This window comes from Actinophytocola sp., assembly GCF_049647105.1.
Taxonomy (GTDB): Bacteria; Actinomycetota; Actinomycetes; order Mycobacteriales; family Pseudonocardiaceae; genus Actinophytocola.
The window spans coordinates 1-11487 of record NZ_JBARWZ010000053.1 but is presented as its reverse complement, the minus strand read 5'-3'; the positions used below and the strand labels follow the sequence as shown (position 1 = coordinate 11487).

10 protein-coding genes are annotated in these 11487 nt (G+C 70.2%); 2 read left to right on the top strand and 8 right to left on the bottom strand.

Annotation, left to right across the window (positions count from 1 at the left end; all coding sequences use genetic code 11):
* The first annotated feature begins 22 nt into the window (after positions 1-22).
* Positions 23-739, top strand: coding sequence for an NUDIX hydrolase (locus WBA97_RS07050; protein ID WP_424229890.1), 717 nt, complete (start codon positions 23-25; stop codon positions 737-739).
* Positions 740-748: 9 nt separating this feature from the next.
* A complete protein-coding gene (locus tag WBA97_RS07045) occupies positions 749-1465 on the top strand; it encodes an LON peptidase substrate-binding domain-containing protein (RefSeq protein ID WP_424229889.1) in 717 nt (238 codons plus the stop codon).
* 20 nt (positions 1466-1485) lie between these two features.
* Here the strand turns inward: WBA97_RS07045 and WBA97_RS07040 are convergent, their stop codons facing one another.
* The 8 genes from WBA97_RS07040 to dnaE form a co-directional block, all read right to left on the bottom strand.
* Entirely contained in the window at positions 1486-2091 is a 606-nt protein-coding gene (locus tag WBA97_RS07040; protein ID WP_424229888.1) for a DUF2567 domain-containing protein, read from the bottom strand.
* 168 nt (positions 2092-2259) lie between these two features.
* On the bottom strand, positions 2260-2475 hold the full coding sequence (locus WBA97_RS07035; protein WP_424229887.1) for a hypothetical protein: 216 nt from the start codon (positions 2473-2475) through the stop codon (positions 2260-2262).
* Entirely contained in the window at positions 2472-3506 is a 1035-nt protein-coding gene (gene bioB, locus WBA97_RS07030; RefSeq protein ID WP_424229886.1) for a biotin synthase BioB, read from the bottom strand. The genes WBA97_RS07035 and bioB overlap by 4 nt, the downstream gene beginning before the upstream one ends.
* Positions 3507-3605: 99 nt before the next feature.
* The gene (gene bioD, locus WBA97_RS07025; RefSeq protein WP_424229885.1) at positions 3606-4325 is read right to left on the bottom strand and encodes a dethiobiotin synthase; all 720 of its coding nucleotides are present in this window, start codon (positions 4323-4325) and stop codon (positions 3606-3608) included.
* Positions 4326-4675: 350 nt separating this feature from the next.
* On the bottom strand, positions 4676-5941 hold the full coding sequence (locus WBA97_RS07020; RefSeq protein WP_424229884.1) for an adenosylmethionine--8-amino-7-oxononanoate transaminase: 1266 nt from the start codon (positions 5939-5941) through the stop codon (positions 4676-4678).
* Between the two features lie 160 nt (positions 5942-6101).
* A complete protein-coding gene (locus tag WBA97_RS07015; RefSeq protein WP_424229957.1) occupies positions 6102-6992 on the bottom strand; it encodes an NADP-dependent oxidoreductase in 891 nt (296 codons plus the stop codon).
* Between the two features lie 45 nt (positions 6993-7037).
* Positions 7038-8594 (bottom strand): phosphodiester glycosidase family protein, encoded by a 1557-nt coding sequence (locus tag WBA97_RS07010; protein WP_424229883.1) that lies wholly within the window; start codon positions 8592-8594, stop codon positions 7038-7040.
* A 53-nt stretch (positions 8595-8647) separates the two neighbouring features.
* A partial coding sequence (dnaE, locus tag WBA97_RS07005) for a DNA polymerase III subunit alpha (protein ID WP_424229882.1) occupies positions 8648-11487 on the bottom strand: 2840 nt, incomplete at its 5' end.

The window sequence follows — 11487 nt, the reverse complement described above, 5'->3', positions numbered from 1 at the left end:
TTTTCGCCTTAGGATCGAAAACATGCGCAATGCTACCACCGCGTTAACCGTGGCCGACCACGAAGTGCTGGCCTCGGTGCTCCAGGTGCGAGCGGGATCACTCCAGGTTCTGCTCTGGGAACGCGCTCAGGAACCGCACGCGCACCGGTGGTCGTTGCCGGGCGGGCGGCTCGGCGCGACCGAGGACGTGGAGTCCTCGATCCGCCGCCAGCTGGAGGAAAAGGTCGACGTCCGGCAGTTGTCGCACGTCGAACAGCTCGCGGTGTTCAGCGCGCCCGACCGGGTACCGGGCGAGCGGGTGGTCGCGTCGGCTTTCCTCGGGCTGGTGCCCTCCGACGTCGACCCCGCGCTGCCGCCGGACACGGCATGGCATGCCGTCGACGCGCTCCCCCGCACCGCGTTCGACCACGAGTCGATCGTGCGTCGAGCGCGGAACCGCCTGCGGGCGAAACTGTCGTACACGAACCTGGGTTTCGCGCTCGCGCCGCCGACGTTCACGATCTCGGCGCTGCGGGGGCTGTACTCGGCGGCGCTCGGGTACCGCGTGTCGGCGACGAACCTGCAGCGGGTGCTTTCGCGCCGAGGACTGCTCGAGGCGACCGGTGACACCGCGCCGCCGGGCAAGGCGGGTGGCCGCCCCGCCGCGCTGTTCCGATTCACCGAACGAGGCATCGAGGTCACGGACCCGTTCGCGGTGCTCCGTCCGCCGAACCAAGCGAGAGGCGGCGCGGCAACCTAACCTTGGGTCGTGCCCAGGGGTCCGTCACAACAGCCACCAACGCCGCTGCCGCTGTTCCCGCTGCAGACGGTGTTGCTGCCCGGGGTCACGTTGCCGTTGCACATCTTCGAGCCGAGGTACCGGCAGCTGACCGTCGACCTGATGACCGGCACCGTGCCGGAGAAGCGGTTCGGGGTGGTCGCGCTCGCGCCGTCGGCCGGTTTCGAGGTGACCTCGCTCGACCAGCTCAAACCGGTCGGGTGCGCGGCGATCCTGCGTCAGGCGGCACGGCTGCCGGACGGCCGCTTCGACATCGTGACGCTCGGCGAGGGCCGGTTCCGGCTGCTGTCGGTGGACAGCGAGGCGGCGCCGTACCTGATGGGCACGGTCGAGTGGCTGCCGGACGCACCCGCGAGGATTCCAGGGCAGCGCGCCGCGGGCGACAAGATCGGGGAGCTGATCGCGTCGGCGCGGGCGGCGTACCGGCGGTACTGCCACGCGGCGTGGAAACAGGGCGACTGGACGGAGCCTGCGGAGGACGTCGACGTGGCGACGCTCGCGCACCTGCTCGCCACGGACTGCCTGCTGCCACTGGAGGATCGGCAGCACATCCTGGAGGAGACCCGGCCACTGCACCGGCTGCGCCTCGTGACCCAGCTGTTAAGCCGGGAGGCGGGCATACTCGCGGCACTGCACGCGATCCCGGCTCCCCCTGCGGACCTGCGTCAGCAGGCGATCGAGAACTGAGCGGACTCGGGCGCGGCACCTCAGCCCAGGCGGCGGCCCAGGTCGTCCATGCCGTTCATCACGGCGAGCACGCCGTAGACCAGCGCGGTGCCGAGCGGCCACAGCATGATGGCCCACGCCGACTCGATCACCGGTGGCACCGACACGATGTCCAGTGGCTTCACCGACTCCGGCGCGGGCCAGCGGCCGTCGCCCAGCGCCGTGCCGACCGACATCGCGAGCCAGCCGCCCAGCGCGCCACCCGCGGTGGCCGCCACCATGACCACCGGGCCACGGCGTTCCCGCAGGTACCAGACGGCGACCGCGACCACGATGCCTGCCGCGAAGCACAGCAGCATGAAGATCGCGAGCCCGTCGAAGCGGTGGTAGCTCTCGTCGGTCAGGGTCACCTGCTCGCCGTCCTGGGTGATGACCTTGCGCTGCGCCGGAGCGAGCCGTGACCACAGCCAGGCGACGGCGAGCCCGAGCACCATGACGGTGGCCAGCACGCTGACCGCGGGCAGCAGGTCACGCTTGACGACGACCCGTGGCACGGGCGGGCGCCACGCGTACTCGGGCGGCGGGAAGTTCGGGTACTCGGGCCCCCGGTCCGGCGCTGCCTGCTCCCCGACCGGCTGTTCCGCCACGCCCAACCTCCCACTAGTCCCACGAGGGCCGGAACGGCCCGTGGTAAAGCCTAGGGCGTGGATTGACACAGCCGCGCGCCAACCCACGGAACCTCAGGGGACCGTGACGGCACTCAGCCACTATCCACCCGACATCCGCGACGTTCGCTGGGGCGCGACCAACACTTTTTAGTTCCGTGGAGGCGGGCTGGTGCCACCGTGGCGGCTGCAGTGGGCGGACCAGCCTGCCGGAGTCACCTGAACGACCATGCGCCGCGCGCACTCGGCGCAGAACCGCGGCGGTTCGAGGGCCGCCCTGGCCCCCGAACACCGCGGATGATCACCCTCGTCTCGCGGCTTGCCGCAGTGCACGCAGTACGTCGCGGCGCTCGACGGTTCGCTCACAGGTGCTCGCTCAGCGCCTTCACCGGCATCTTCAGGTCAGCCAGCATGTCCAGGTCCTGCTGTGCCGGCCTGCCGAGGTTGGTCAGGTAGTTGCCGACGATGATCGCGTTGATGCCGGCGAGCATGCCCTGCTCGGCGCCGAGGTCACCGAGTGTCAGCTCGCGGCCGCCCGCGAACCGCAGGATCGTGCGCGGCAGCGCGAGGCGGAACGCGGCGATGGTGCGCAGCGCGTCCTTGCCCTCGACGATCTCGTAGTTCTCGTACGGCGTGCCGGGCTGCGGGATCAGGAAGTTCATCGGCACCTCGTGCGGGTTCAACTCACCCAGCTGGGCGGCGAACTCGGCACGCTGCGCGACGGTCTCCCCCATGCCGATGATGCCGCCGCAGCACACCTCCATGCCTGCCGCGTGGACCATCTTCAGCGTGTCCCACCGCTCCTCCCACGAGTGCGTGGTGACCACACTCGGGAAGTGCGAGCGGGCGGTCTCGAGGTTGTGGTTGTAGCGGTGCACACCCATCTCGACCAGCTCGTCGACCTGCGCCTGCGTGAGCATGCCCAGCGAGCAGGCGATCTGGATGTCGTTGCCGTCCTCGCGGATGGCCTTGATGCCGTCCCGCACCTGCGAGAGCAGCCGCTTGTCCGGCCCGCGCACGGCGGCGACGATGCAGAACTCGCTGGCGCCGGTCGCCGCGGTCTCCCGCGCCGCCTTGACCAGGCCGGGGATGTCCAGCCACGCCGAGCGCACCGGGGACTGGAACTGGCCGGACTGCGAGCAGAAGTGGCAGTCCTCCGGGCAGCCGCCGGTCTTGAGGCTCACGATGCCCTCGACCTCGACCTCGGGCCCGCACCAGCGCATCCGCACCTTGTGGGCGAGTGCGAGCAGTTCGGGGATGCGCTCCTCGTCGAGCAGGAGGATCTCCAGCAGCTGTTCCTCGCCGAGACCGGTACCGCGTTCGAGGACCTGCTCCCTGGCGGCGGCGAGCGGGTCGGATACCGACTCTGCCCCGGTCCGTTCGGCAGCTGCGGTCACGGTGCCTCCATGTTCGTCGTCGACGCGTTGATCGGCTTCAGTCTGCCCCACGACTCCCGCCGTCGGACGCGATGTTTCTCACGCGGCGAAGCGACGCTTCTAGGCGGCGTGCCTGGCGGCGAAACCGGTCGCGTCGAACTCGCCACCCAGCGACGGCGCGAGCGAGCGAATCGCCATGTCGAGGAACTTCGGCCTGGTCAGCGTGCCCACGCCGGCGGGGATGGCGCCGACCAGCGGCGCGTCGGCGGCCACCGGCAGGTCGTCGAGGTTGCAACGGGCCGCGAGGTCGGGTTGGGCGGGCCACGAGCCGACGACGACACCCGCGCACTCGATGCCCCTGCGGCGCAGCACCTCGGCGGTCAACGCCGTCTCGTTGAGCGTGCCGAGCCCGGCGTTCGCCACGATCAGCACCGGTGCGGCCGCCGACCAGGCGACGTCGGCGAGCGTGCCGCCCTGGTCGTCCATGCGGACCAGCAGCCCGCCCGCGCCCTCGACCAGCACTAGATCGTGCCCTCGGGACAGCTCGACGGCGGCCGCCGCGGCCTGCTTGGGGGTGACGGGCATGATGCCAGCGCGGCGCGCGGCCGTCGCGGGGGCGAGCGGGTCGGGGAACCTGGCCAGCTCCCAGGTGGTGACGTCGGGCCCGACGAGGCGCGTGACCTCGTCGACATCCCCCGGTTCGCCGCTCTCGAGACCGGTCTGCGCCGGTTTCAGCACCGCCACACTGCGCCGTTGCGACAACGCGAGCGCGGCGACGGCCGCCGTCACGACCGTCTTCCCGACTCCCGTACCGGTACCCGTGAGCACCATGAAACTCACGAGGCGACAGGCTAGACCCACCCGCTCCCGGCGAACTCGACTGCCCCGTACCTGCCGAGAGCGTCGGGCGGATGAGCTGGCAGTACGCGAGCCGTGGGGCCGGGGCAACGGAATCGACGGTTTGTTCGATGGCGCGCCCGAGGTGGTGTTGCGGCGGCTGGCCGTGCGCGGCGCGGTGGCAGGTGGGCTGCGCCCCCGGTCACCAGCCTACGAGGCGGGACCGACAACGAGCGGGCGCGTGGGCGGGGTTGTCCACAGCCGCGGAGGTTGTCCACAGTGCACCGCGACGGTGGCCGTTCCTGTCGGTGCCGTGCCGTAGCGTGGTTCGAGGGGGCCGGCGGCCACGCCGGTCATCCGGCGCGCGCCGCCGCCAGCACGCCTTCCGCGATCCTGGCCAGGTCCTCTGGTTCGGTGACGTACGGCGGCATCGTGTAGATCAGGTCCCGGAACGGGCGCAGCCACACACCTTCCGCCACGACCGCGGCCGTCGCCGCCGCCATGTCGACCTCGTGGTCCAGCTGCACGACGCCGATCGCGCCAAGGACACGGACGTCGCGCACGCCCGGCAACGCACGCGCCGGTTCCAGGCCCGCCAGCAGACCTGTCTCAATACGCTTGACCCGCGTTTGCCAGTCCTGCGACATCAGCAGGCCGATCGACGCGTTCGCCACCGCCGACGACAGCGGGTTGCCCATGAACGTCGGACCGTGCGCCAGGACCGGGACACCGCCTCGGGAGATCCCGTCCGCCACCGCCGGGGTGCACAGCGTCGCACCCATCGACAGGTAGCCGCCGGTCAGCGCCTTGCCGACGCACATGATGTCCGGCGCCACCGACGCGTGATCGGCCGCGAACAGCGTGCCAGTGCGGCCGAAGCCGGTCGCGATCTCGTCGAAGATCAGCAGCACGTCGTGCGCCAGGGTCAGCTCACGCAGCACGTGCAGGTAGCGCGGGTCGTGGAAGCGCATGCCGCCCGCGCCCTGCACCACCGGCTCCACGATCACCGCGGCCAGCTCGTCGGCGTGGGACTCCAGCACCGCCGCCAGGTGCGCAACGTAGTCGTGCTCGAACGCCGATGGCGGCGCGTCCGCGAACACCTGCGACGGCAGCACGCCCCGCCACAGGCTGTGCATCCCGCCGTCCGGGTCGCACACGCTCATCGGGTGGAACGTGTCACCGTGGTACCCGCCGCGCCACGTCATCAGCCTGCGCTTCTCCGGCCTGCCGAGCGACCGCCAGTGCTGCAGCGCCATCTTCACCGCGACCTCGACGGACACCGACCCCGAGTCGCACAGGAACACGTGCTGGAGGTCACCGGGTGTGATCTCCGCGAGCGTGGTCGCCAGCCGTACCGCCGGTTCGTGCGTGAGGCCACCGAACATGACGTGGCTCATCCGGCCCGCCTGGTCGGCCAAAGCCTTGTCCAGCACGGGATTCCGGTAGCCGTGGACCGCCGCCCACCACGACGACATGCCGTCGACCAGCTCCCGCCCGTCGGCCAGCCGCAGCCGCACACCCGACGCCGACTCGACCACCAGCGGGTCGACCACGCCCGGCATCGGGCCGTACGGATGCCAGACGTGCGCACGGTCGAGAGCGACGAGATCTTCGGTCACCTCAGGAGGCTAGGTCCTGTCCAATGGATCTTTGCGCGAGGGTCTGGACCTGCCCAAAGGTGACCTCAGGGGAACGTGACGGCACCCAACCACCCACGGTCCGCAGCTGTCGCTGGGGTCGATACCAACACTGTGAATGCCGGGGAGGCGGACCAGGGCGTCACACCACCCGCAAGACGATCTTGCCCTGCGCACGGCCGGTCTCGCCGCGTTCGTGGGCCTTCGCCGCGTCGGCCAGCGGGAACACCGAGTCGATCGCGACCGTGAGCCGCCCGTTCTCGACGAGGTCGACGAGCGCGAGCATGCCGGCGTGGTCCGGCTCGACCAGCAGGAAGTCCTCACCCGGCGTGAGCGCGAGATAGGTGCCACCCGCGCGCAGCAGCGGAAGGGACCGCGCACGGTAGTCGCCGCCGATGGTGTCGAGGACGACGTCCAGGTCGCCGGTCGCGGTCGCGAAGTCGGTGGTCGTGTAGTCGATCACCTCGTCGGCGCCAAGGCCGAGGACGAAGTCGTGCTTGGCCGCGCTCGCCGTGCCGATGACGTGCGCACCGCGTGCCTTCGCGATCTGCACGGCGAGGTGGCCGACGCCGCCCGCCGCGGCGTGGACCAGGACCCGTTGCCCAGCAAGGAGACCCGCACAGTCCACAAGGGACTGCCAGGCGGTCAGCCCGGCAAGCGGCAGTCCGGCCGCGGTGACGTGGTCCAGGCTCGCGGGCTTGCGGGCGAAGTGCCGGGGCGGCGCGACGACGTAGTCGGCGTAGGCGCCAGGCGGCTTCGGGAACAGCGGCATGCCGAACACCTCGTCACCCGGTGCGTACATCCGCACCCCGGGCCCGACGGCCGCCACGACCCCCGACACGTCGTAGCCGGGGACGAACGGACCGGGGCTGCCGAGCGTGCCGCCGCGGGCCCTGGCCTTCCAGTCGGTCGGGTTGACGCCTGCCGCGTGCACGCGCACCAGGATCTCGACGGGGCCCGGCGCCGGACGGTCCAGTTCGATCTCCGCCAGGACCTCGGGGCCGCCTGCTCGCTGGGCGCTGATCGCCCGCATGCGTGCTGTCATGCGCCCATCCTGCTCCTGGCCGGAGGCCACGCCTTACGGCAGGATCAGGATCGCGTCGCCCACCGGGCGTTCGCCGGTCGCGTCCGATGGTTTGTTGATCACCTGGTTGTTGGTGACCATCGTGGTCGAGCCGCCGCCGTCCAGGTTGATCGCGTCGCGCATGCCCAGTGCCTGTGCCACCGCCGCGCTTTCCGCGATCGACAGGCCCAGGCTCGTGGTGCTGCGGCCGTCGATCGTGGCCAGCAGGATGCGGCCCCGGCCGTCGACGCCGGCGATCGTGCGCGGGTTTCGCTTCTGTACCCAGCCGTAGTAGAAGCTCGGGTCGTTCTGGCGGACCATGCCGTCCGTCGCCGGGGTCGCGTGTTGCCTGCCGTCGCGCACCAGTTCCGGGCCGCCGTTCAGTACGTAGTCGCCACCGCGGCCGTTCAGACGGCTCGTGATCGTCAGCTTGGCGCCCAGTTCGCGCAGTTCGCCCGCTTTCGCACCCGTGGCCTGGATCGAGCGGATGCCCGCCGGCAGCGGGCCGCCCCTCGGCTCGCGGACCGCCGTGACGTGGTTCTTGTTGTCCACCAGCACTTCCACGCCGGGGCCCGTCGGGGTGCTCGCGCCGTAGTCGCTCGTGAACAGGATCAGCTCGTCCTCGTCGGTGCACGTCGTGTCGTGCAGCGGGTGGTTCGTCGGCTGGTCGCCGGTGCCGCCGCAGTTGCGGATCAGGCCTGGGACGCGGTTGATGCCGTCCAGCGTCAGCACCTCGTGTCCACTTCGGACAGTTCCGGTCCACGTGTGCCGCGCGACGTCCGCGTGCCGCCCGTCGGCCGAGAACACGAACGCGGGACGGCCGTTGGTCGCCTCGCTCAGCAGCCGGTCGGCGTACACGCCGACGCCAGCCGGGTCGCCTGGCGCGCCGGCCGCCGGGTCCAGCACGAAGAAGCCCGCGTTCACGGCCGCCGTCGCGCCACGCGCCGCGCCGAGTGCGCTCGTGGTCTCGCGGCGTTCGAGGTCCGGGCCGAAGTCGCCGACGAGGTCGCCGGCGAACCGGCGCGGGTCGATCGTCAGCACCCGCACCTCCCACGGGCCGCGATCGGCACTGTCGCCGTCCCAGCCGGTGAACACCGTGGACGCCGTGAACTCCGCAGCGCGGATCGCGGCCAGCGCCGCGTCGGCCGCCTCCTTGGTCGGGTGGTTGCCGACGCGGACCCGGTAACCGAGGGTGCCGCCCGGGAAGTCGGCCAGCCGAGGAGTCGTGACCTCCTCGACCCGGGGGCCGAAACCGGCCTCGGTGAGCGCCGCGGCCAGCTCGTCCGCGTGCGCCCGGTCGGACACCGCGGTCGGCGGGGTGTCCGGGTCCGGCGAGCCACTGCCACCCGGGATCGCGACCTCGACCGTCCAGGTGTTCGCCGCATCCGGCGCACCCCGGACGATCGTGGTCAACGTGACGCCCGGCTGCAGTGTCTGCACCGAGCGGCTCTCGGTCAGGTCACCGGGCCCCAGCGGGAGACCACGGTCGTGCGCGGCGGCCGCCTGCGGCGACTGCACCGTGGCGGCAAGCAGGGCAGCTCCGGCCAGCACGGCCGACTTCCTCGTCCACATGGGTGGCACCTAACCACAATGGACGACAGTTGGGCAGACCTTGACAGAGTGGCTCAGGCGTCGACCGCCACGCCCGGGATCGCCTTGATCTCGCCAAGGAAGGCAGGCGAGACCTTGATCGGGTAGTCGTCCAGGGCGAGGGTGATGCCGTTCTCCTTGTGCGCGAACTTCAGGTGCACCGGGGTGTCGCCGCGGTGGGCGGACAGGGTGTTCTTCAGTTCGCCGACGACCTCGTCGTTCAGCTTGACCGGGTTGCACAGCAGGATGAACGGGGCTTCCTCGCCAGGGGCGGCCAGGTCCGCGTCGGTGATGTCCAGCGGGACCAGACCCGAGCCGAACACCGACATCTTGTCCTCGCGCCAGTTCACACGGCCCTTGACCGCCACCGCCGCGTCCTCGATCAGGTCCTGCGACAGGACCGAGTAGCTCTTCGCGAAGAACAGGACCTCGATCGAGGCGTCCAGGTCCTCGATCGTGCAGATGCACCACGGTTCGCCCTGCTTGTTCACACGGCGTTCCATCGAGGAGATCATGCCGGACAGGACGAGCTCGCCCTCCTTGGGCGGGTTGTCCAGGATCTCGGCGATCGGCTTCGGGGCGTGCTTGCGCAGCAGGCGTTCCGCGCCGTCCAGCGGGTGGGCCGACACGTACAGGCCCAGCATCTCCCTTTCGTAGGCCAGGAGTTGCTTGCGCGGCCACTCGTCCGGCGTGAATTTCAGGTGCGCCAACGGGCTCGAGTCGTTCGACGGGGTGGACGACTCGTCGTCGCCGAAGCCGAACAGGTCGAACTGGCCCATCGCCTCCTGGCGCTTGAGGCCCACGACCGCTTCCACCGCTTCCTCGTGTGCCTGCACCAGCGACAGCCTGGTGTGACCGAGCGAGTCGAACGCGCCGGCCTTGACCAGCGACTCGATGACCCGCTTGTTGCAGACCACCAGCTCGGACTTGTCGAGGAAGTCGGTGAAGCTCGTGTACGCGCCCTTCGCCTCGCGGGTCTTGATGACCGACTCGACCACGTTGGCGCCCACGTTGCGGACCGCGCCCATGCCGAAGCGGATGTCGGTGCCGACCGCGGCGAAGCGCAGGCTCGACTCGTTGACATCCGGGGGCAGCACCTTGATGCCGGAACGGCGGCACTCGGACAGGTACACCGCGGACTTGTCCTTGTTGTCACCGACAGACGTGAGCAGGGCCGCCATGTACTCGGCCGGGTAGTTCGCCTTCAGGTACGCCGTCCAGTACGACACCAGGCCGTACGCGGCCGCGTGCGACTTGTTGAACGCGTACCCGGCGAACGGGAGGATCGTGTCCCACAGCGCCTTGATCGCGGCGGACGAGAACCCGCCCTGCCGCAGGTCGCTGGCCTTCATGCCGGCCTCGAAACGCTCGAACTCGGCGTCGAGGACCTCCTGCTTCTTCTTGCCCATGGCCTTGCGGAGCACGTCCGCCTGTCCCATGGAGTAGCCCGCGACCTTCTGGGCGATGAACATGATCTGCTCTTGGTAGACGATCAGGCCGTAGGTCTCGGACAGGATGTCCTTGAGCGATCCCTCCAGCTCGGGGTGGATCGGCTTGATCTGCTGCCGCTTGTTCTTGCGGTCCGCGTAGTCGTTGTGGGCGTTCATGCCCATCGGGCCGGGGCGGTACAGCGCGCCGACCGCGACGATGTCCTCGAACCCGGTCGGCTGCATGCGCCGCAGCAGGTCACGCATGGGGCCGCCGTCCAGCTGGAACACGCCGAGCGTGTCGCCCTTGGACAGCAACCTGTAGGTGTTCTTGTCCTCGAGGTGGAGCCGGTCGAGGTCGATGTCCTCGCCCCGGTTGGACTTGATGTTGTCGATCGCGTCGCCGATGACGGTCAGGTTCCGCAGGCCGAGGAAGTCCATCTTCAGCAGGCCGATGGCCTCACACGACGGGTAGTCCCAGCCGGTGATGATCGAGCCGTCGTCGCGCTGCCACAGCGGGATCGACTCCATCAGCGGGTCCTTCGAGAGGATGACCGCACAGGCGTGCACACCCGCGTTGCGGATCAGGCCCTCAAGGCCACGGGCCGTCTCGAAGATCTTGCCGACCTCGGTGTCGGTCTCGATCAGCGTGCGGACCTCGGCGGCCTCCTTGTACCGCTCGTGCTTCGGGTCGACGATGCCGGACAGCGGGATGTCCTTCGCCATGATCGGCGGCGGCAGCGCCTTGGAGATCCGGTCGGCGATCGAGAAGCCGGGCTGGCCGTGGATGACGCGGGCCGAGTCCTTGAGCGCGGCCTTCGTCTTGATCGTGCCGAACGTGATGACCTGGGCGACCTTGTCGTGCCCGTACTTGTCGGTGGCGTAGGCGATCATCTCGCCGCGGCGGCGGTCGTCGAAGTCGATGTCGATGTCGGGCATCGACGCGCGCTCCGGGTTGAGGAAGCGCTCGAACAGCAGGCCGTGCGGGATCGGGTCCAGGTTCGTGATGCCGAGCGCGTACGCGACGAGCGAGCCGGCCGCCGAACCACGGCCAGGGCCAACGCGGATGCCCACCTTGCGCGCGTACGTCACGAGGTCGGCGACGACGAGGAAGTACGCCGGGAAGCCCTTCTGCACGATCACGCCGAGCTCGAACTCGGCGCGGTCGCCGTACCCGTCCGGGATGCCCGCCGGGAACCGCCAGTGCAGGCCGCGCTGGACCTCCTTGGCGAGCCAGCTGGCCTGGTCCTCCCCCTCGGGCACCTCGAACGCCGGGATCCGGTCTGCGTACGCCCAGACCTCCTCGTAGGACTCCACCCGCTCGGCGATCAGCAGCGTCGAGTCGGCGGCACCGGGGACCTCGGAGTCCCAGTACTCCCGCATGTCCTCGGCCGACTTCAGGTAGTAGCCGTCACCGTCGAACTTGAAGCGGTTCGGATCCGACAGCG

Coding starts and splice junctions, on each gene's coding strand:
- WBA97_RS07050 (WP_424229890.1), top strand. CDS start 23: ATGCGCAATGCTACCACCGCGTTAACCGTGGCCGACCACGAAGTGCTG.
- WBA97_RS07015 (WP_424229957.1), bottom strand. CDS start 6,992: ATGCGGGCGATCAGCGCCCAGCGAGCAGGCGGCCCCGAGGTCCTGGCG.
- WBA97_RS07010 (WP_424229883.1), bottom strand. CDS start 8,594: ATGTGGACGAGGAAGTCGGCCGTGCTGGCCGGAGCTGCCCTGCTTGCC.